The sequence below is a fragment of the Streptomyces sp. NBC_00647 genome, from assembly GCF_045207245.1.
In the GTDB taxonomy this organism is placed as follows: Bacteria; Actinomycetota; Actinomycetes; order Streptomycetales; family Streptomycetaceae; genus Streptomyces.
This window is the reverse complement of sequence record NZ_CP109040.1, coordinates 6,291,628-6,312,173: the sequence shown is the minus strand read 5'-3', so window position 1 is coordinate 6,312,173 and position 20,546 is coordinate 6,291,628. Positions and strand designations below refer to the sequence as shown.

Sequence of the window (20,546 nt, the reverse complement as noted above, 5' to 3'; positions counted from 1 at the left end):
CGGCGGGCACCCCTCACCCCGGACGGTTCTCGCGTCCGGCGGCCTCAGTTGACCGCGTCGGCGTCCACCTCGCCCTCCGCCAGCTCCACGTCGTGCACCAGCGGTTCGTCCGTGACGACCACGTGCCGGGCCCGCGCCCCGTACGAACGGGCCGTCGCCGACAGCAGATACGTCCCCGGAGCCGGCACCGAGACGATGTACGAACCGTCGGCCAGCGAGGTCACACGGTCCAGTTGACGGCCGCCCTTGGACAGCAGCGTGAGGACGGCTCCGTCGACGGGCACACCCTCCGCGTCGCGGACAAGGCCGTGGACGACCGACGCGCCGCCCTCGACGGGAGCGGCGTCCTCGGACGGCTCCTCGGCCGGCTCCACCGCGAGATGCGGCAGCCGCTTCTCCAGGCCCGCCGGCAGCCACCAGTTGGAGTCGCCCAGCAGGTGCATCGCGGCCGGCACCAGGGCCGTGCGGAGGATGAACGCGTCCAGGGCCACCGCGGCCGCGAGGCCGACGCCCGCCATCGCCGCTCCCGAGTCGCCGCTCAGGACGAACGCGAGGAAGACGCACACCATGATCAGGGCGGCGGAGTTGATGACCCGGCCGGTCTCGGCCAGACCGACCCGCACCGCGCGCGCGTTGTCCTTCGTGTGCACCCATTCCTCGTGCATGCGGCTCACCAGGAACACCTGGTAGTCCATGGAGAGGCCGAACAGGAGCGACAGCATGATGACGGGCAGGAAGGCGTTGATCGGGCCCTCCTTGCCCAGGCCGAGCAGCTCCAGGCCCCAGCCCCACTGGAAGACCGCGACGAGGACGCCGAAGGACGCGGCGGCGGCGATCAGGTTCATCAGCGCGGCCGTCAGCGGGACCACCAGGGAGCGGAACGCGATCAGCAGGAGCAGGAAGCCGAGCCCGATGATCGTGGCGACGAAGTACGGCAGCCGGTCACCGGTGATCGTGGCGAAGTCCTTCGACACGGCGGTGACGCCACCGACGTGGGCCTGAGCCCCCGCGTCCGGGATCACCCGGTCCCGCAGCGTGTCGATCAGCCGGTCGGTCTCCTCCGACTGCGGTGACGTCTTCGGCACCACCTGGATCACCGTCACGCCGTGCGCGGGCGGCAGCGCGGCGGCCTGGGCAACTCCGGCGGTGCCGCCGATGCTCTTCACCAGGGCGTCCGTGTCGCCGCCGGTCACGACCACCTGCAAGGGGCCGTTGAAACCGGGCCCGAAGCCCTCGGCGAGCAGGTCGTACGCCTGCCGGGTCGTCGTGGTGGCGTCGTCGTTGCCCTGGTCGGTGGCGCCGAGGCGCAGCGACAGGACCGGGATCGCGAGGATCGCCATCACGGCCAGCGCGACGGCGGCGATCGTACGGGGGCGGCGCTGCACACTCATCGACCAGCGTGCCGCGGCACCGCTCGCCCGCTCCGGTTCGGGCCCCCGCGCCGCCAGTTTGCGCCGCTGGCGACGGCTGAGCACCCGGGTGCCGAGAAGGCCGAGGAGCGCCGGCAGCAGGGTGGTGGCCGCGAGCACGCTGAACACGACGGTGAGGGAGGTGCCGATGACCACGCCGTCCAGGAAGCGGAGGTTCGTCACGAGCATGCCCGCGAGCGCGATGCACACCGTGCCACCGGCGAACAGCACCGCGCGGCCCGAGGTGTTGAGGGCGACGACGGCCGACTCCTCGGGCGCCATGCCGCGCAGGATGCCGCGCCGGTGACGGGTGACGATGAACAACGCGTAGTCGATGCCGACGCCCAGGCCGATCAGGGTGGCCAGCAGCGGGGCCAGGTCCGGGATGTCCGTGGCGTGGCTGAGCAGCTGCGTGGAGAACAGTCCCGTACCCACGCCGAAGATCGCGATGCCGATCGGCAGCAGCATGGCGAAGAGCGAACCGAAGGCGAGGAAGAGGACGACGGCCGCCGCCAGGATGCCGACCATCTCGGCGAGCCCGGTGGGCGGTTCCTGGACACGCTGGATCGCCTGGCCGCCCAACTCGACCTGGAGTCCGCCGCGTTCTGCGTCCCGCGCGAGATCGACGACGTCCTGCACCAGCTCCTTGGGTATGGCGTTCGCCTGTTCCGTGAAGGTGATCTGCGCGTACGCGATCGTGCCGTCATGGCTGATCTGCGCGGCGCCTCCCTTTCCCTCGTACGGCCCCGCGACCTGGCCCACGCCCTTCATGCCGGCGATCTCGTCCAGCACGGGCTGGATCCGGGAACGCACGGACGCGTCCCTGACCGTGCCCTCGTCGACCTTCCAGACCACCGTGTCGGTGTCCCCCGCGCTGTTCGGGAAGGCCTTCTCCATCTGGTCGTACGCGCGCTTGGAGTCCGTGTTCGGGAGGGAGAAGACGTTCGCGTAGTCCGTGCCCGCGGTGGTCGCCGCGAAGCCCAGACCGAACAGTGCGCCCACCCACAGCAACAGGACCACCAGCCGGTGCCGATAGCACCACCGTGCCAATACCGCCACGTTCAACGCTCCTTAGTCGGTCGGTCGGTCCCCCAGGTCCTGGCAACAGGATTGGCGGCGGCGCGCGTGCGGGGACACGACCCGCCCATGACTCTCAAGGAACTCCAAGGCGCGAACCGCCCCGACCGTCGGCTGCCCCGCCGATACTGGGGGCATGACCGCTCACGAGGGAGCCACCGTCCTCGTCGTCGAGGACGAGCCGAGCATCGCGGACGTCCTGACCATCGCGCTGCGCTACCACCGCTTCGAGGTGATGGCGGCGGGCACCGTCCGTGAGGCACTCGCGCTCGCCGAGCGCACCCGTCCCGACGCGGCGCTTCTCGACGTGATGCTCCCGGACGGCGACGGCCGGGCTCTCGGTCGCGAACTGCGCCTGCGACAGCCCGAGTTGGCGGTCGTCTTCCTGACCGCGCGGGACGCGCCCGCCGAGATCGTCGGCGCGCTCGGCTTCGGCGACGACTACATCACCAAGCCGTTCAACATCGACGAGGTCATAGCCCGGATCACCGCCGTCCTGCGCCGCACGCGGCCCGACGACGTCCTGCCGCAGCGCCCGCCCCTGCGCTACGGCGATCTGGAGCTGGACGAGACGACGTACAGCGTCCACCGCGCGGGCACCACGGTCGAGCTCACCCCCACCGAGTACGCCCTGCTGCGCTTCCTCGTCCGCAACGGCGGGCGGATCGTGCCCAAGGAGCAACTCCTGCGCCACGTATGGCAGTACGAGCACTCGGCCGAATCGACCGTGGTGGAGACGTACATCAGCTATCTGCGGCGCAAGCTCGACCCGCTGGGGCCACCGGTGATCCAGACCCGCCGGGGCGTCGGGTACGGCCTCGCATGAGTCTGCTCCTCCGGCCCGGGGTCCGCTTCCCGCGCTTCAAGCACGGTGTCCACTCGCTGCGCGGCCAGCTGACCCTGGCGAACGTGGGGCTGCTGGCCCTGGGCATCGTGGTGGCGACCGCCGTGAGCCTGATGGGGATGCGGCACTATCTGCTCGACCAGGTGGACGCGCAGCTCGCCAAGACCCGGGAGTCGCTGGGTGTTTCGCAGCTCACCATGAGCCAGATCGACTCGCTGAGCGCCCTCGCGTTCGTGCGGGACCGGATCGGGCCCGCGGTGGACGAGTCACCGAAGCCGGACTCGCTCTTCGTGGCCGTCGACCGGCGGGGCGAGGCGATCGAGGTGGCCGGCTTCGAACCCACCGCCACACAGCGCGCGTTCGCGGCCGCCGTCGACGACCCGGGCGCGCTCGCCCGCGACAGCGAGCCGCGCGACATCACCGTGCGCGGCGCCGACTACCGGGCGACCGGGGGACGGCTCGCCGACGGGACGTACGTCCTGTTCGCCGCCTCGACCGACGGACTTCACAAGGGCATCGCGAAGGCGCTCAAGCTCGATCTGACCGTGGGAACCGGGCTGTTGGCCCTGCTCGCGTGCCTCACGATGTTCAGCGTGCGCCGCCGGATGCGGCCGCTGGAGGCCATGGTGGAGACCTCGTCGGCGATCGCCGAAGGCGATCTGACCCGGCGCGTGCCCTCCAGCCATCATCCGACCCAGGAGGTCGAACAGCTGCGGCTCGCGCTCAACTCCATGCTGCACCAGGTCGAGTCGGCCTACCGGACGCGTGAACACAGCGCGGCTCAGCTGCGCCGGTTCGTCGGGGACGCCTCGCACGAGCTGCGCACCCCGCTGGCGGCGATACGCGGCTACCTCCAGCTGTACGAGAAGGGGATGCTGACCGATCCCGTCGAGCGCAGGCGGGCCTGGGACCGGATGAACGGGGAGGCCGACCGCATGGGCCGGCTCGTCGACGAGCTGCTCACCCTGGCCCGCCTCGACCAGCGGCCCGAACTGCGCTTCAGGAACGTCGACCTGAGCCGGCTCGTGCGGGACGCGGCCGCGGACCTGCGCGCCCAGCAGCCGGGCCGCCCGGTGACCGTGGGCGCCGACGGCACGCTGCTCGTGCAGGCCGACGAGTCGGGGCTGCGGCAGGTGCTGGGCAATCTCGTGGGCAACGTACGCACCCACACGCCCGACGACGTGCCGGTGCGGCTCGTTCTGGAGCGCGCGGACGGTGCCGTACGGCTGTGTGTCGCGGACAAGGGTCCCGGGCTCCCGGAAGAGGACGCGGCGCGCATCTTCGACCGCTTCTTCCGGGCGGGCGGCTGCGCGGGCAGCGGTCTCGGCATGGCGATCGTGCAGGGCGTGGTGCGGGCGCACGGCGGCACGGTCGCGGTACGGACGGCACCCGGCGAGGGCCTGGCGGTGACGGTGACGCTGCCGGTGCGGTGACGCGGGGGACGCGGGTGGGGTGCCGGCGGCGGACGCCGGTGGCGTGACGGCGGGGGACGCCGGTGCGGTGACGCGGGGGACGCCGGTGGCGTGCCGGCGGCGGACGCCCGTGCGGTGACGCGGGGGACGCCGGTGCCGTGAGGCAGGGGACGCCCGTGGGGTGACAGTGGTGCTCAGGGCCGGTGACGCCGCCGAGCCTGCCGTGCGGGCCGGGGCGGCCGCGTTCGCACCGCTGTGACCTGCTGGAACGGACTTTGTGACCTGCTGGTACGGACTTGGGGAGAAGCTGACCGAGCCGGTTGAACACGGGCCGCTGCGGCGCCGTACACCACGACGAGGGCGGAATCGGTCTCATCCGGTCGGACCGCCACGCCACCACCGCGCTTCGCACGGAAGGACCGCCGGGTTGTCGTTCAACACGAGCTCTCGACAGCTGCCGAACACGGACGGGGCACCACCGCGCGACGAGCCGGCACCGGAGCCGCTCGCGGACGGCGACGCGGCCCCGGCGGAGGGCGCCGCCGCCTCGGGCGAGGGGGAGGCGGCGGCCGACCCCGAGATACCCGCGTCCCACGCCACGACCCCGGCCGCACCGACCGACGGAACCCCCTCGCTCCCGGCCGAGGCCGCCCCGGCCGGAACCTCACCGGAAACAGCCCCCACCGAACCGAAGCCCCCTTCCGGGACCGGTGCCGACACCACTCCTGCCGATGCCGAGGACCCGGCCGGGGCTCCCGCCGAGGCCTCCGCCGAAGCGGCCCCGGCCGAGAGCAGGTCCGAGACCGAGGAGCCCGTCGAGGTCGGCGCGGAGGCGGAGGATGTCCCGGCCGGAGCCGAAGGCCGCGCGGAGAAGGGCACCGGCTCCCCGGACGCGGCCGTCGAAGGCGGGGACGGGGGCGGGGGCGGAGAGGAGCCTCCGTCAGGAGCGACGCGCGGGCGATGGCGCGGATGGCGGGGCCGGCATCCCGCGGCCGCCCGCACCCTGGCGTCGGTCACGACCGTCCTCGCCGCCGCGCTCGTCCTGTTCGCGCTGCTCATGCCCAGCCAGTCGGACCGGTTCCGGCCCGCCGAGTTCCTGCGTCTCCCGGTGGAGGCGATCTTCGGCGCCGCCCTGCTGATCGTCCTGCCCCGCAGGCCGCGCACGGCCGTGGCGGCACTCTCCGGGCTCGGCCTGGGCGTCCTGACCGTCCTGAACGTCCTAGACGTCGGCTTCCACGAGTACCTCGGGCGGGGCTTCAACGTCGTCCTCGACTGGTCGCTCCTCGGCGATGCCCAGGGCTACCTCCAGGACACGTTCGGCAAGGGCGGCGCGCTCGGCATCGCGGTCCTGGCGGTGGCGCTCGTGATCGCCGTACTGGCCCTCATGACGGCGTCGGTCGTCCGGCTGGGCAACCTGGTGGCCCGGAACTCCGGGACGGCGACGCGCACGACGCTCGTGCTGGCCGTCGCCTGGGTCGTCTGCGCGTCGCTGGGCGTGCAGTTCACCGGGGTGCCCATCGCCGCCGAGCACACCGCGCTGGTCGTCCAGGACCGGGCGAAGCGCGTACGCAACACGCTGCGGGACGAGGCGGAGTTCGGCAGGATCGCGAAGAAGGACACCTTCGCGAACACGCCGCCCAGCCAGTTGCTCACCGATCTGCGCGGCAAGGACATGATGATCACGTTCATCGAGAGCTACGGCCGCAGCGCCATCGAGGATCCGGTCATCGCACCGGGCGTCGACGCGACGCTCACCTCGGAGAACGAGAAGCTGACCCGGGCCGGCTTCGCGGCGAGGAGCGGCTGGCTCACCTCGGCGACGTACGGCGGCAGCAGCTGGCTCGGCCACTCGACGTTCCTGTCGGGCCTGTGGGTCAGCAACCAGCAGCGCTATCGCACGGTGACCGCGGGCGATCATCTGACCCTGCCCGGCGCTTTCAAGAAGACGGGCGACTGGGACACCGTGGGCATCATGCCGGGCGTCCAGAAGGCCTGGCCCGAGCAGAAGTTCTACGGCATCGACAAGCTCTACGACTCCCGCGATCTCGGTTACCAGGGACCGAAGTTCAGCTGGTCGACCATGCCCGACCAGTACGCCCTGGCCGCCTTCGAGCGCCTGGAGCACGGCAGGAAGCACGACAAGCCGCTGATGTCGACGATCATCCTGACCTCCAGCCACCAGCCCTGGGCGCCGATCCCCAGGACGGTGCCCCAGGACCAGGTCGGTGACGGCTCGGTCTACGACGCCATCGAGAAGGCGGGCAAGAGGCCCGGGGACATCATCACCAGCTCGCAGAAGTCGAAGGAGGAGTACGGCAAGTCGATCCAGTACTCGGTGACCAGCCTCATCGACTACCTGGTGCGGTACGGCGACAAGGACACCGTGCTGATCTTCCTCGGCGACCACCAGCCGATGGCCCGGGTCAGCGGCGACCACGCCAGCCGTGACGTGCCGGTCTCGATCGTCGCCAAGGACCCGAAGGTGCTCGACCGGATCGCCGACTGGGGCTGGACGGACGGCCTCCGGCCCGAGCACGACGCCCCGGTGTGGAAGATGAGCGCGTTCCGCGACCGCTTCCTGACGGCGTACGGGTCCACACCCCACCCGTAGGGCACCACCGGCTCGCCCGTGGGCGGCGGTCACGGCGCGAGCCGTGACCGCCGCCCACGGACCCGCCCCCCTCGAACCGGCCCGGACGGTCACCGCCGGCCCGTTGCGCGACGGGCTCTCAGGCCTCTCGCGAGGCCAGCTCCACGACCGTGATGTCCGAGGGCGCGCCGACCCGGGTCGGCGGCCCCCAGGCCCCCGCACCCCGGGAGACGTACAACTGCGTGTCGCCGTAGCGCTCCAGGCCCGCGACCGTCGGATTGGCGGCGGCCGCGATGAGGTTCCCCGGCCACAGCTGCCCGCCATGCGTGTGTCCGGACAACTGGAGGTCGACCCCGTGCCGCACCGCATCATGGATCTGCACCGGCTGATGGGCGAGCAGCACACAGGCCCGCGTCGTGTCCCGGTCCCCGAGCGCCTTGCCGAAGTCGGGCCCCTGCCCCTCGCTCTCGCCCTGTACGTCGTTCACGCCGGCGAGGTCGAATCCGGCCAGTTCGGTCCGCACGTTCTCCAGGGGGTGGATCCCCAGCTCCCGCACCTCCCGGACCCACTGCTCGGCTCCGGAGAAGTACTCGTGGTTCCCGGTGACGAAGTAGGCCCCGTGCCGGGCCCGCAGCCCGGCGAGAGGGGCGGCCGCCGGTCCGAGATCCTTCACGCTGCCGTCGACGAGGTCACCGACGACGGCGATCAGATCGGGCTGCGTGGAGTTGATGGTGTCGACGACCTTCTGGGCGAACCCGCGCCCGAGCACCGGCCCCAGGTGGATGTCGCTCACGACGGCGATCCGGAAGCCGTGGGCGGACCGGGGCAGTTTGGCGAGCGGCACGGTGACCCGCTTCACCGACGGCCCGCGCAGTACTCCGTACGTCCCGTATCCCACGGTCCCCACCGCGACGGCCGCGGCGGCACCACCCACGACACGGGAGACGAACAGGCGACGCGACGGCAGGCGGACCGCCCCGGTCGTCTCGGCCGGCTCTGTCGGCTCCGTGGGACCGGCCGGCTCCGTGGGACCGGCCGATTCCGCCGGCTCCCCCGAGCCCACATGCCCGACGGGTCCCGGCTGTTCTGCGGGTTCCGCCGGTTCCGGCCGTTGCGGCTGTTCCACCGGCCGCGTCGAGGACGCCGTGCCGGAGAGGCCGGTCGTCGCGGTCCGTGCCCCGGCCCGGCCGTCGCCTCTCCCCGTCGCCGCCGCGCCGGACCGGGCACGTACGCTCTCGCGCGGACCCGCCTCCCCGACCGCGGCGGGGGACGCCGCTCCGTCGGTCTCCTGCCGTCCGCCTGCCCGGCGTTCCCCGAGCCTGCGCAGAACCGGCCGGACGAACTCCCCCGCCAGCAGCGCCAGCACGAGGTAGAGCAGCAGCGCCATCCACAGGAACCCGGGCCAGGCCAGCGTCCGCTGGAGCCAGAACGGAGCCCCGGCGCGCTCGCTCGCGACGGCGCCGAACATCAGCAGCGGCCCGGCGGCGAAGACCACCGCCCCCACCCGGCGGAGCGCTCCGGGACCGGCCGTGGTGTCCCGCACCAGCCGTCTCCAGGCGTACCAGTGCGACCCACCGAGCACGGCCAGGACGGCCACACCCACCAGCACGAACACGATGACCATGACGCCGTATCCCCCGTTATGACGTCTGGCGCAAAGCGCGTACGCCGCGCAACCCGATGACCCCGACGACCGTCCCCAAGACAAAGGAAACGACGGCGAGCGTCAGATGCACCCAGAAGTACGCCGTCGGATCGCCCGCGTCGTCGAACGCGAGCCCGCTGCCGTCCTTGTACAGGTTCTTTACGAAAGTGACCCAAATGACCCAACTCCACACCCCGAAGGCGAGCAGGAACCAGGACACGGGGCGGCTGAGCTTCATGCGTTCAGTATCGCCGTCACCGACCGTGACCCGGCGCCGGGGTGGAGGGGGCGAGGAGGCTTCCCCGAGCGGTGATGGGACTTCCCGTCGCGAGCCCTGTACTTTCTCGACCGTGCCTGCCTCGAAAAAGACCGCCAAGCGATCCTTGTTGGTCACTTCCGCCACGTTGTTGGCCCTCTCGCTCACGGCGCCCGCGTTCGCCGACACCGCGGACGAAACGAGCCCGGCGAAGAGCCCGACGGCCTCGCCGTCGGCCACTCCCCCGGCGAACATGTCGACCGTCGGCGGTGAGCAGCTCGGCCGGCCGGGGAACCAGGTGAACCTCGGCAGCGGCGTCCCCGTCCTGCCCAAGGACATCACCGCCCGCTCCTGGATCGTCGCCGACGCGGAGTCGGGCGACGTCCTGGCCGCTCACAACGCGCACTGGCGGCTGCCCCCGGCGAGCACCCTGAAGATGCTCTTCGCCGACACGGTGCTGCCCAAGTTCCCGAAGACCACCCCGCACAAGGTGGCCTCCTCCGACCTGGCGGGCATCGGCTCGGGCTCCAGCATGGTGGGCATAAAGGAGAACGAGACGTACACCGTCCACGACCTGTGGCTCGGTGTGTTCCTGCGCTCCGGCAACGACGCCGTGCACGTGCTGTCCGCGATGAACGGCGGCGTCGACGAGACGGTCAAGGACATGCAGGCGCACGCCGAGGACCTCCAGGCCCTCGACACGAACGTGGTGAGCCCGGACGGCTACGACGCCGGGCGTCAGGTGTCGTCGGCGTACGACCTGACGCTGTTCGCCCGTTCGGGGCTCCAGAAGAAGGACTTCCGGGAGTACTGCTCGACGGTGCGGGCGAAGTTCCCCGGCGCGACGGCCAAGAACAAGAAGGGCAAGACCACCCGGGAGTCCTTCGAGATCCAGAACACCAACCGGCTGCTGACCGGCGACAGCGACGTCACCACGTACCAGGGCATCGCCGGCGTGAAGAACGGCAACACCACCAACGCGGGCGCCACCTTCACGGGTGTCGCCGAGCGCGACGGCAAAGTGCTGCTCGTCACGGTCATGAACCCGGAGAAGGACGAGCACAACGAGGTCTACAAGGAAGCCGCGCGGCTCCTCGACTGGGGATTCAAGGCCTCGGGCACGGTCCAGCCGGTGGGCGAGCTGGTCCCGCCCAAGGGCGTCGACACCACCGCTCAGCCAGGTGCGAAGGCCTCGGACGGAGCGAGCTCCGAGAGCGCCTCCACCAAGCCGGTGGCCGCCGCCACCGCCACGAAGGAGGGCGGTTCGAGCGGGATCGGCGTCGCGCTCGGGCTCGCGGGCGGCTTCCTCGTCCTTCTCGCGGCGGGCGTCTTCCTGGTCAACCGCCGCTGGCCGCTGCCGGACCTGATGCGCCGCCGCCGCTGATCCCCCGGGGCTCCGGAGCCCTCGCGTTCTTCGGAGCCCCCGAGGCCCTCCGGCCCTCCGCGCCGGACGGTTCGCCCCCGTCCGCCGGTTCGCCCCGGTCCGCCACGTCGTCCGGGTCCGCCGCTCCTAGCGCCGCCTCCGTCCGCACCCCCGCGTCGGCCTCCTCCTCGGTCCGCGCCGGCTCCTCGCTCCCCGTCGCCGTCCAGGCGGCGCAGTACAGGAGCAGTTTCGAGGTGAAGTTGATCCACAGGAGCAGCGCGATCGGCACCCCGAAGGCGCCGTACATGCTCTTCGACGCCACGCCCCGCATATAGCCGCTGAGCAGCAGCTTGAGCAGTTCGAACCCGGCGGCGCCGATCAGTGCCCCGACGATCAGCCGACGGCGGGGCGGCTCCACACCGGGGAGCAGGGTCAGGACGTACAGCAGGACGAGGAAGTCGGCGAGCACGGCCACCGCGAAGGCGACGGCCTGCAGCAGCACGCTCCCCCAGCCGTTCTCGTCGATGCCGAGGTGCCGCGCCGACCAGCCCACCGCGGTGGACGCGAGTGTCGAGACGACGATGGTGAGGAGCACGGCGCCGCCCAGTCCGACGAGTACGCCGCCGTCCTTGAGCTTGCGCAGGAGAGGGTTCTCCTCGCTGTCGGGCAGCTCCCAGACCGCGCGCAGGCACTCCCGCATCGAGCCCACCCAGCCGATGCCGGTGACCAGCAGCAGGGCGCCCGCGATGAGCCCGATCGTGCCGGCGTTCTGCACGAGGCTGTTGATGTCCAGCTGGTCGGAGATGCCCGGCACCTGCTCGGCGAGCTTGTCCTGGAGGTCCTTCTGCTGCTGGCTGCTCAGCGTGGCGGCGCCGATCGCCGCGGCCACGGTCAGCAGCGGGAAAAGCGCCACGAAGCTGATGAAGGTCATCGCGGCGGCGAGCCGCGTCCACTTCACCCGGTCCAGCCGCTCGTACGACCGCCACGCGTGCGTGGCCATCAGGCGCACGACCAGGGGCCCCACGCCGGGAATCTTTTTCAGCCAGTCCATGATCCGACTCTGCCCTCGCCTCGGAAAACCAAAGACCGGGTACCCCAAAAACGCAGGACAGTGGCGAGCGCCATGCCGATTCCCGCGCCCGAGACGGTGTCCGCGCGCTGCGAGGTGAACCCGAGTCCGTAGTGGCTGACCGCGAGGCACAGCAGTTGCACGAGGGCGCCCGCGATGTTCACCGCGAAGAAGATCGCGTACTGGCGCGGGCCACGGGCCGCCGCGTGCCGGTAGGTGCCGAGCGCGTTCCCGGCGTACGCGACCGAGCAACCCGCCAGGAAGGACAGCGCCTTGGCGGTCAGCGGGTCCAGACCCACCGGGCCTCGCAGCCAGACGAAGAGACCCAGGTCGGCGGCGTAGGCGAGGACTCCGACCGAGGCGAACCCGAGGAGTTCGCGCAGGAACGGCTTCCGCGGTCCGATCGCCCCGGGGGCCGCCGCCTGCTCCCTGACGGCGGTCCCCGGGGCGGCCGGCGCCATGTCGGGGGTCCCCGGGGCGATCGGCTCCGAAGCGGTGGCCCGCGGGCCGGCCGGCTCCGCGACTGCCGCCCCGCGGACGACAGGGAGCCCGGAGCCGGGCCGGTCCTCGGTGACGCTCACCAGTTCGCCACCGCGAGTCCGTACATCGCCAGCCACACCAGTCCGATGAGGGCGAGCGCACGGTCGCGCAGGACCACGTCCTCCGGCTCGCCCGCCGTACCCCGGTCCGCGAAGACGGCGTAGCGCAGGACGGCCAGGATGAAGGCGACCATCGACAGCTGGCGCCACGGCAGCACTCCGGCGCTCGGTACTCCGCCCTCCTCCAGGGCCCACAGGCAGTAGCCGAGGACGGAGACTCCGGCGGCCAGCTGCCAGACGAAGCGCAGGTAGCCGGTCGTGTACTCGGTGAGCAGCGCGCGGGTGGCACCCGCCTTCCCCGCCATCTGCACGGCTTCGGAGTACCGCTTGGCCGAGACCATGAAGAGCGCCCCGAAGCCGGTGGTGATCAGGAACCAGCGCGAGAGCGGGATGCCGAGTGCCAGTCCGCCGATCATCGCCCGCATCAGGAACCCGGTCGTGACGACGACGAGGTCCACGACGAGCACATGCTTCAGGCTGACGCAGTAGGCCAGCTGCATGCCGATGTACGCGGTCAACAGCGCGCAGACGGCGGGCGAGCAGAACCAGGCGGCTACGGCGACGGCGAGGACCGCGAGGGTGCCCCCGACGGCGTACGCGACCGGGACGGGGACCTGGCCAGCGGCGACCGGGCGGTGGCGCTTCACCGGGTGGGCCCGGTCGGCGACGGCGTCCCGGGCGTCGTTGATCAGGTACACCGAGGCGGCGCAGGCCGTGAACAGGGAGAAGACGAGCGCCAGTTGGCCGAGAGCGTGCCGGGAGAAGAGCTGGCCCGCCGCGGCCGGGGCGGCCACGACGAGCACGTTCTTCACCCACTGCCGGGGACGCGCGGTCCTGACGAGGCCCCGGACGACGCCGGTCAGGCTCCTCGGCGGCGGGGCGGCGGCCGGGATGCGCTCCAGGAGCGCCGTGCGCTCAGCCATGGCCGGCCCCGATCCAACGGGCGCCCAGTCCGGCCGCCGCGGCGCCCAGGGCCGCGCCGGCGACGACATCAGTGGGGTAGTGGACGCCGACGACGAGCCGCGAGACGCACATCGCGGCGGCGAGCGGCGGAACGACGTACGCGCCGAGCGCGCCGTAGGCGACCGCCGCGGCGGTCGCGGACGTGGCGTGCGAGCTGGGGAAGGAGTGCCGCCCGGCCGTGCGCACCAGCGGCGTGACGTGCGGGGGACGCGGGCGGCGCACGATCCGTTTCACGCCCATGCTCGCGAGGTGCGCGGTGGCGGTGAGCGCCGTCGCACGCAACCACGCGCCGCGTCGCTCCCGGTCGACGGCCGCCCCCGCGAGCCCCGCGGCGAGCCAGAGAGCTCCGTGCTCCCCGCTCCAGGACAGGGCGCGCGCGACGGCCGCGACGCGTGGGTCCCCGCCGTACGCGTGGAACGCGGACAGCAGCCGACGGTCCACGTCATCGAGTCCGCGGTCCATGTCATCGAGTCGGCGGTCCATGTCATCGAGTCGGCGGTCCATGTCGCCGGGCTGCCGGTCCATGTCGTCGCGATCGTCATGGTCGTCGAGCCGCCGATCCATGCCGCCATGGTGGTCACGTTCGTCTGGCCGTCGGTCCATGTCACCGCGGTGGCCATGGTCGTCAAGCCGCCGATCCACGTCGTCACGGTCGTCAAGGTCGTCCATGTGGTCCCACTCTTCTAGGGAGCGGTCACAGAACTACGGCAATCTAGGACGACATCCCATTAATCACCCATTTCGGTGAGGACCCGTGAGGGCCGGTTAGATTGCCCCGTTGTGCACCCTTACCGACGCTACGGTCACGGTCATGCCTGCCGACACCGTCTCCGTCACGGGTTGGGGCCGCACCGCCCCGACCGCCGCCCGTCTGGTCCGCCCACGCACCTACGAGGAGGCGGCGTCCGCCGTCCGGGAGTGCGGGGCACGCGGAGGGATCGCCCGCGGGCTCGGGCGGGCGTACGGCGACGCCGCGCAGAACGCGGGCGGGGCGGTGCTCGACATGACGGGCCTGGACCGGATCCACGCCATCGACGCGGGCGGCGGCACGGTCCTGTGCGACGCGGGGGTGTCCCTGCACCGGCTCATGGAAGTCCTGCTCCCCCTCGGCTGGTTCGTGCCCGTGACGCCGGGGACCCGCTATGTGACCGTGGGCGGCGCGATCGGCGCGGACATCCACGGCAAGAACCACCATGTGTCGGGCTCCTTCGCCCGGCACGTCCTCTCCTTCGAGCTGCTGACCGCGGACGGCGAGATCCGGACGGTCGGGCGCGGCACCCCCCTCTTCGACGCCACGGCGGGGGGCATGGGCCTGACCGGCGTGATCCTCACGGCGACCGTCCGCCTCCAGCCGGTGGAGACCGCCCTGATGTCCGTCGACACCGAACGCGCGGTGGATCTGGACGACCTGATGGCGCGCCTCACCGCCACCGACCACCGGTACCGCTACTCGGTCGCCTGGATCGATCTGCTCGCGCGCGGGGCGCGGATGGGGCGCTCGGTGCTGACCCGCGGCGATCACGCGCCGCTGGACTCGCTGCCCCCACGCGCGCGCAGACACCCGCTGGCGTTCCGCCCCTCGCAACTGCCGGCCGCCCCCGCCTTCGTACCGGAAGGGCTCCTCGGACGGACGACGGTGGGCCTCTTCAACGAGCTCTGGTACCGGAAGGCGCCCCGCGCGCGGACCGGTGAGCTCCAGCGGATCCCGGCGTTCTTCCATCCCCTCGACGGGGTGCCCCACTGGAACCGCGTCTACGGGCGCGGCGGCTTCGTCCAGTACCAGTTCGTCGTCGGACACGGACGGGAGGAGACCCTGCGCCGGATCGTGCGGCGCATCTCCGAACGCCGCTGCCCCTCCTTCCTCGCCGTCCTGAAGCGCTTCGGAGAGGGCGATCCGGGCTGGCTGTCCTTCCCCGTGCCCGGCTGGACCCTCGCCCTGGACATCCCGGCGAACCTGCCCGGCCTGGGCGCCTTCCTCGACGAGCTGGACGAGGAGGTGGCGGGTGCCGGAGGGCGCGTGTACCTCGCCAAGGACGCGCGGCTGCGGCCCGAGCTGCTGGCCGTGATGTATCCGCGGCTCGGCGCGTTCCGGGCCCTGCGGCAGGAGTTGGACCCCCGAGGAGTCTTCACCTCCGACCTGTCCCGCCGCCTGGGCCTGTAGCCCGGCGTTCCCGGCCGCCCGTCTTCGTTCCCCCGTCTCAAGGAGCTGTCATGAAGGACGCTTTCGGTACCCCCCAGTCCCTGCTGATCCTCGGCGGCACGTCGGAGATCGCGCTGGCCACCGCGCGCCGGCTCATCACCCGGCGCACCCGCACGGTGTGGCTCGCCGGACGGCCGACGCCCGCCCTGGAGGAGGCCGCCGAGCAGCTGCGCCGACTCGGCGCGGACGCCCGTACCGTCGCCTTCGACGCCCTCGATCCCGAGTCCCACGAGGCCGTGCTCGGCAAGGTCTTCACCGAGGGCGACATCGACATGGTGCTGATGGCCTTCGGGGTGCTCGGCGACCAAGCGGTGGACGAGAAGGAGCCGGTCGCGGCGGTGCGGGTCGCGCAGACCAACTACACGGGCGCGGTGTCGTCCGGCCTGGTGTGCGCGCGGGCGCTGCAGGCGCAGGGGCACGGCTCCCTGGTGGTGCTGTCCTCGGTCGCCGGCGAACGCGCCCGCCGCTCGAACTTCATCTACGGCTCCAGCAAGGCGGGCCTGGACGCCTTCGCGCAGGGTCTGGGCGACGCCCTGTACGGCACGGGCGTGCATGTCATGGTCGTACGCCCCGGGTTCGTCCGTACGCGGATGACGGCCCATCTGGCGGAGGTGCCGCTGTCGACCACTCCGGAGGCGGTGGCCGCGGCGATCGAGCTGGGGCTGAGGCGGCGTTCCGAGACGGTGTGGGTGCCGGGGGCGCTGCGGATGGTCATGTCGGCGCTGCGGCACGCGCCGCGAGCGGTGTTCCGGCGGCTCCCGATCTGAGTCCCGCGGACAGGCGTGAGCACGGAGGCGGGGCCGGGGCGTACGGGTCCGGTCCGGGGCGTACGGCCGGTCGTCCTAGAGGGCCGGGAGTGTGGTGTCCCGCTCGGGGGCGCATGCCTGCGGGGGTACGACGGCGCCGCCGAAGACGAACTCGCGGAGCTTGCGCCACACGCCGTCGGCGCCCTGCTCGTAGAGGGCGAATCCGGTGCAGGGCCACTGGGCCTCGTATCCGGAGAGCGCCTCGAAGGCGCGGTCCATCGCCTCGTCCTCGATGCCGTGCGCCACGGTGACGTGCGGGTGGTACGGGAACTGCAGCTCGCGGGCGACGGGTCCCGAGGCGTCCCGGACCTGCTTCTGCAGCCAGGTGCAGGCCTCCGCGCCGTCGGCCACCCGTACGTACACGACGGGCGACAGGGGGCGGAAGGTGCCCGTGCCGGCCAGCCGCATCGGGAAGGGGCGCCCGGCGGCCGCGACCTCGACGAGGTGCGCCTCGATCGCGGGCAGCGCCGTGTCGTCCACCTCGGTCGGCGGCAGCAGGGTGACGTGCGTGGGGATGCCGGAAGCCGCGGGGTCACCGAAGCCCGCGCGCCGCTCCTGGAGCAGGCTGCCGTGAGGCTCCGGGACCGCGATCGACACGCCGATCGTTACGGTCCCCACGTCGTCTCCTGTCGTTGTTCGATGGTCCGGGCTGTGCGGTGGTACTGCGCGGGCAGGGGCCGTTGTTCGGCCTGCCCGGCTATCGACTGTACGGCGGTATCGCCCACAATCGGCGGCCGTACGAGTGTCGCGCTCGTCTCGTACAGACTGCCGAGGAGGCTGTGGTAGGGGGCCGTACCGGCACCGCGGGGCGGCCGGACGGCCGCGGATACGGTGACGGTCCCGGCCGTCAGTGCTTGGCGGGCAGGAATCCGACCTTGTCGTAGGCCTGGGAGAGCGTCTCCGCGGCGACGGCACGGGCCTTCTCGGCGCCCTTGGCCAGGATCGCGTCGAGGGTCTCCGGGTCGTCCAGATACTGCTGGGTGCGCTCCCGGAACGGCGTCACGAAGTCGGTCATGACCTCGGCGAGGTCCGTTTTCAGCGCACCGTAGCCCTTGCCGGTGTACTTCTGTTCCAGTTCCCCGATTCCGGTCCCGGTGAGGGTCGAGTAGATGGTCAGCAGATTGCTGATACCCGGTTTCCCCTGCGTGTCATACCTGATGACCGTGTCCGTGTCGGTGACCGCGCTCTTGACCTTCTTGGCGGTCGCCTTCGGCTCGTCCAGCAGATTGATGAGCCCCTTCGGCGTCGAGGCCGACTTGCTCATCTTGATCGACGGGTCCTGGAGATCGAAGATCTTCGCCGTCTCCTTGAGGATGTACGGCTTGGGGATCGTGAACGTCTCGCCGAAGCGGCCGTTGAAACGCTCGGCCAGGTCCCGCGTGAGCTCGATGTGCTGACGCTGGTCCTCACCGACCGGGACCTCGTTGGCCTGGTACAGCAGGATGTCCGCGACCTGGAGGATCGGGTACGTGAAGAGGCCGACGCTCGCGCGGTCGGCGCCCTGCTTGGCCGACTTGTCCTTGAACTGGGTCATGCGGGAGGCCTCGCCGAATCCGGTGAGGCAGTTCATGATCCAGGCGAGCTGCGCGTGCTCGGGGACATGGCTCTGGACGAAGAGCGTGCACCGCTCCGGGTCGAGACCGGCGGCGAGCAGCTGCGCGGCGGCGAGCCGGGTGTTGGCACGCAGGTCCGCGGGGTCCTGCGGAATCGTGATCGCGTGCAGGTCGACGACCATGTAGAACGCGTCGTGGGACTCCTGGAGGGCCACCCACTGGCGGACGGCGCCGAGGTAGTTGCCGAGGTGGAACGAGCCTGCCGTGGGCTGGATTCCGGAGAGCACGCGAGGACTGTCAGAGGCCATGCTCACCATTCTCTCAGGTACGGGGGCCCGCTCCGGAACTGGCCGGAAACAGATGCGCCGCGGGTGGGAACCGATGGGCCGCGGGCGGTGTAGCAAGAGTGTGAGGACGCGGGAGGGGGGCCGCATCGTCGTCGACGAGGCCGTGGTGATCGCACGTGTACGCGCCGGGGAGCCGGAGGCGTACGCGGAGCTGGTCCGTGCCCACACGGGCATCGCGATCAGGGCGGCCAGGGCGCTCGGAGCGGGCGCGGACGCGGAGGACGTGGTGCAGCAGGCCTTCATCAAGGCGTACTGCTCGCTGGAGCGCTTCCGGGACGGCTCGGCGTTCAAGCCCTGGTTGTTGTCGATCGTCGCCAATGAGACCAGGAACACAGTGCGGACGGCGGTGCGTCAGCGGACGCTGGCCGGCCGGGAGGCGGCGCTCGCGGAGGCCGCGCCGCCGATACCGGAATCGGCGGACCCGGCGGTCGCGGCGCTGGAGTCGGAGCGGCGCTCCGCGCTGCTGGCGGCTCTGGAGCAGCTGAGCGAGGACCACCGCCTCGTCGTCACCTACCGCTATCTCCTGGAGATGGACGAACCGGAGACGGCCCAGGCCCTGGGCTGGCCGCGCGGCACGGTGAAGTCCCGGCTCAACCGCGCCCTGCGCAAGCTGGGCCGGCTGCTGCCCGCCTTCGAACCTCGGGAGCCTCGGGAAGGGGGTGACGAGCATGAGTGAGTCGTACGACGACGGAGGCGCCGGCGGCGCGGAGTCCGGCCGCGAGCGGGCCCGGCGAGCCCGTGCGGACGTCTCCCGGCTGCCGGACGAGCTGCGGGCGCTCGGGCGGTCGCTGGACGGCCCGGGGGCCGACGGCGACGAGTCGATGGTCGAGCGGGTGCTGGAGGACATTCTCGCGATGGGGGTTCCGTCCACGCCTTCCGGACGGCGGGAGGGGATCCCGCTCCCGGAGCACGGGACTCAGGGGCCCCGCGCGCGGCTGCTCGCGGTGCGCCGCTGGGCGCGGGCCCGCCGGCGGGCGCTCACCGCGGGCCTGTGCGGAGTGCTGGCGGTTCTCGTGCTCACGCCACCGGTGCGGGCGGCGGTCGTCGACTGGTTCGGCTTCGGCGGGGTCGAGGTGCGCTACGACCCGTCGGCGGTGCCCTCGGCCGGGGCACGGGTGCCGGGCTGCCCCGGGCCCTCACTGACCCTGGCGCAGGCCGGACGGCGGGCCGGGTTCGAGCCTCTCGTGCCCGACGCCCTCGGCGCGCCGGACTCGGTGACCGTGACGCCCGAGCCGGGAGGACGGCTGCTGATGAGCCTGTGCTGGCGCGAGCACGGGCACCAGGTCCGGATCGACGCGTATCCGGCGCGGCTGGACATCGGCTTCACCAAGACGGTCCGGGAGCCGCCGGAGTGGCTGCGCCTGCACGAAGACGAGGAGTTCGGCGATCCGGCGCTGTGGTTCCCGAGGCCGCATCTCCTGAGCTTCTGGCTCGTCGACGCGGACGGCGACCGCTTCACCCGCTCCGAGCGGACCGCCGGGCCCACGCTCCTGTGGATGCACGAAGGCGAGGTGACGCTCCGGCTGGAGGGGGTGTCCTCGAGGACCCGGGCACTGGAGATCGCCAGGTCGCTGAAGTAGCCGGGTTCGCCGTCGCCGGGCACGGCTCGGAATTCGCGGGCGTCGGATGGGAACCCCGGCCGGTCGGGCGGTGTACCAGAAGTGACAGACGACGTGCGGGCGGACCGCACGTCGATCGGCCGGCCGGTTCGGGGGTTCCATGCGCAGACTTCGTGAACTGCTCACTGCTACAGGGGTGTTGGTATCGGCTCTGGCGGTCGTGATGCTGGCGGCACCGTCCGCCCTGGCCGGCGGACCGACGAGTGTGCTGTTGGTCTCGCCGGAGAGCGCGGAGAGCGCCGCGCTGTACCACTCGGACGAGGAGTACGGCGAGTTGATGCGGCTTCTGGGCGGGGCGGACTCGGACAGCCGCGAGGTGGAGCTGCCGGGGCTCGGCGCGGCCGACGGACACCAGCTCAACGTGACGTGGATGGCCCATGACGTGTCGCCCTGGCGGGTGGACCGCGTCTATCCGCATGCTTCGTGGAGCAAGGACGTCTGGATCCACACCACGACCGACGTGACGACCATGGAAGGCTACTGGCACAAGGCCCGGCAGCCGGCCGAGGTGCGGACGCTGCTCAAGAAGCTGGGAATCCTGGGCAGGCCGAGGGCGCAGGGCGCCGGAGGAATCCGCCCCGGTCCCCGGCAGACACCTGAGGGCACGAATGCCGGTCCGTCTCCCACGCCCACGTCCACGTCCACCGCTCGGTCCCGCACGAGGACCGCCGCCGCGACCGGCGACGGCACCGACTGGTGGTGGGCGATACCCGGGGCGGCGGCCGGGGCCGTGCTGGCCCGGATACGACGGCCTCACAAGGGGGAGCCTCGACAGGAGCTGCGGGACGTGTAGG

At 71.9% G+C, this 20,546-nt stretch carries 19 protein-coding genes; 10 read left to right on the top strand and 9 right to left on the bottom strand.

All coding sequences use genetic code 11. The features are described from left to right. Positions 1-44: 44 nt before the first annotated feature. The gene (locus OG788_RS27820; protein WP_406376865.1) at positions 45-2,459 is read right to left on the bottom strand and encodes an MMPL family transporter; all 2,415 of its coding nucleotides are present in this window, start codon (positions 2,457-2,459) and stop codon (positions 45-47) included. Between the two features lie 163 nt (positions 2,460-2,622). On the opposite strand from OG788_RS27820, the gene OG788_RS27815 reads away from it, so the two are divergent. From OG788_RS27815 to OG788_RS27805, 3 genes are all read left to right on the top strand, one after another. Beyond that, positions 2,623-3,312: a response regulator transcription factor gene (locus OG788_RS27815; protein WP_406374175.1), complete on the top strand. Its 690-nt coding sequence runs from the start codon at positions 2,623-2,625 to the stop codon at positions 3,310-3,312. After that, positions 3,309-4,763 (top strand): ATP-binding protein, encoded by a 1,455-nt coding sequence (locus tag OG788_RS27810; RefSeq protein WP_406374174.1) that lies wholly within the window; start codon positions 3,309-3,311, stop codon positions 4,761-4,763. Before OG788_RS27815 ends, OG788_RS27810 begins: the two co-directional genes overlap by 4 nt. Before the next feature lie 406 nt (positions 4,764-5,169). Next, the gene (locus OG788_RS27805) at positions 5,170-7,353 is read left to right on the top strand and encodes a sulfatase-like hydrolase/transferase (protein ID WP_406374173.1); all 2,184 of its coding nucleotides are present in this window, start codon (positions 5,170-5,172) and stop codon (positions 7,351-7,353) included. A gap of 118 nt (positions 7,354-7,471) precedes the next feature. Here OG788_RS27805 and OG788_RS27800 read toward each other — a convergent pair whose 3' ends face one another. Together OG788_RS27800 and OG788_RS27795 are read right to left on the bottom strand one after the other, a co-directional pair. Next, positions 7,472-8,956, bottom strand: coding sequence for a metallophosphoesterase (locus OG788_RS27800; protein WP_406374171.1), 1,485 nt, complete (start codon positions 8,954-8,956; stop codon positions 7,472-7,474). A gap of 16 nt (positions 8,957-8,972) precedes the next feature. Then, positions 8,973-9,215, bottom strand: coding sequence for an SCO4848 family membrane protein (locus tag OG788_RS27795; protein ID WP_266761959.1), 243 nt, complete (start codon positions 9,213-9,215; stop codon positions 8,973-8,975). A 112-nt stretch (positions 9,216-9,327) separates the two neighbouring features. On the opposite strand from OG788_RS27795, the gene OG788_RS27790 reads away from it, so the two are divergent. After that, complete coding sequence (locus OG788_RS27790; RefSeq protein ID WP_406374169.1) at positions 9,328-10,617, top strand: D-alanyl-D-alanine carboxypeptidase family protein; 1,290 nt, start codon at positions 9,328-9,330, stop codon at positions 10,615-10,617. Here the strand turns inward: OG788_RS27790 and OG788_RS27785 are convergent. The 4 genes from OG788_RS27785 to OG788_RS27770 all read right to left on the bottom strand — a co-directional run bounded on the left by OG788_RS27785 (position 10,571) and on the right by OG788_RS27770 (position 13,710). Continuing rightward, the gene (locus OG788_RS27785) at positions 10,571-11,647 is read right to left on the bottom strand and encodes a YihY/virulence factor BrkB family protein (RefSeq protein ID WP_406374167.1); all 1,077 of its coding nucleotides are present in this window, start codon (positions 11,645-11,647) and stop codon (positions 10,571-10,573) included. The two genes, OG788_RS27790 and OG788_RS27785, sit on opposite strands and share 47 nt — an antisense overlap. Continuing rightward, entirely contained in the window at positions 11,635-12,126 is a 492-nt protein-coding gene (locus tag OG788_RS27780) for a GtrA family protein (RefSeq protein WP_406376864.1), read from the bottom strand. Before OG788_RS27780 ends, OG788_RS27785 begins: the two co-directional genes overlap by 13 nt. A 116-nt stretch (positions 12,127-12,242) precedes the next feature. After that, positions 12,243-13,187: a decaprenyl-phosphate phosphoribosyltransferase gene (locus tag OG788_RS27775; RefSeq protein WP_406374165.1), complete on the bottom strand. Its 945-nt coding sequence runs from the start codon at positions 13,185-13,187 to the stop codon at positions 12,243-12,245. Then, entirely contained in the window at positions 13,180-13,710 is a 531-nt protein-coding gene (locus tag OG788_RS27770) for a phosphatase PAP2 family protein (RefSeq protein WP_406376863.1), read from the bottom strand. The genes OG788_RS27775 and OG788_RS27770 overlap by 8 nt, the downstream gene beginning before the upstream one ends. Between OG788_RS27770 and OG788_RS27765 the strand changes: the two genes are divergently transcribed. The 3 genes from OG788_RS27765 (at position 13,639) to OG788_RS27755 (ending at position 16,194) form a co-directional block, all read left to right on the top strand. Continuing rightward, on the top strand, positions 13,639-13,914 hold the full coding sequence (locus OG788_RS27765) for a hypothetical protein (RefSeq protein ID WP_406377039.1): 276 nt from the start codon (positions 13,639-13,641) through the stop codon (positions 13,912-13,914). The genes OG788_RS27770 and OG788_RS27765 overlap by 72 nt on opposite strands. Before the next feature lie 124 nt (positions 13,915-14,038). After that, the gene (locus OG788_RS27760; protein WP_406374163.1) at positions 14,039-15,388 is read left to right on the top strand and encodes an FAD-binding protein; all 1,350 of its coding nucleotides are present in this window, start codon (positions 14,039-14,041) and stop codon (positions 15,386-15,388) included. Positions 15,389-15,438: 50 nt separating this feature from the next. Continuing rightward, positions 15,439-16,194 (top strand): decaprenylphospho-beta-D-erythro-pentofuranosid-2-ulose 2-reductase, encoded by a 756-nt coding sequence (locus OG788_RS27755; protein ID WP_351553032.1) that lies wholly within the window; start codon positions 15,439-15,441, stop codon positions 16,192-16,194. A 75-nt stretch (positions 16,195-16,269) separates the two neighbouring features. On the opposite strand, the gene OG788_RS27750 is transcribed toward OG788_RS27755, so the two are convergent. Then, the gene (locus OG788_RS27750; protein ID WP_351553029.1) at positions 16,270-16,851 is read right to left on the bottom strand and encodes a 2'-5' RNA ligase family protein; all 582 of its coding nucleotides are present in this window, start codon (positions 16,849-16,851) and stop codon (positions 16,270-16,272) included. A gap of 229 nt (positions 16,852-17,080) precedes the next feature. Beyond that, complete coding sequence (trpS, locus tag OG788_RS27745; protein WP_351553026.1) at positions 17,081-18,094, bottom strand: tryptophan--tRNA ligase; 1,014 nt, start codon at positions 18,092-18,094, stop codon at positions 17,081-17,083. Positions 18,095-18,239: 145 nt separating this feature from the next. On the opposite strand from trpS, the gene OG788_RS27740 reads away from it, so the two are divergent. The 3 genes from OG788_RS27740 to OG788_RS27730 all read left to right on the top strand — a co-directional run bounded on the left by OG788_RS27740 (position 18,240) and on the right by OG788_RS27730 (position 20,545). Beyond that, positions 18,240-18,809 (top strand): RNA polymerase sigma factor, encoded by a 570-nt coding sequence (locus OG788_RS27740; RefSeq protein WP_351553073.1) that lies wholly within the window; start codon positions 18,240-18,242, stop codon positions 18,807-18,809. Continuing rightward, positions 18,802-19,713, top strand: a complete 912-nt coding sequence (locus tag OG788_RS27735) for a hypothetical protein (protein ID WP_406374160.1) — start codon at positions 18,802-18,804, stop codon at positions 19,711-19,713. The genes OG788_RS27740 and OG788_RS27735 overlap by 8 nt, the downstream gene beginning before the upstream one ends. Before the next feature lie 139 nt (positions 19,714-19,852). Further along, positions 19,853-20,545 carry a hypothetical protein gene (locus tag OG788_RS27730; RefSeq protein ID WP_406374158.1) on the top strand — a complete coding sequence of 231 codons (693 nt, stop codon included), beginning with the start codon at positions 19,853-19,855 and terminating at the stop codon, positions 20,543-20,545. Position 20,546 lies beyond the last annotated feature (1 nt).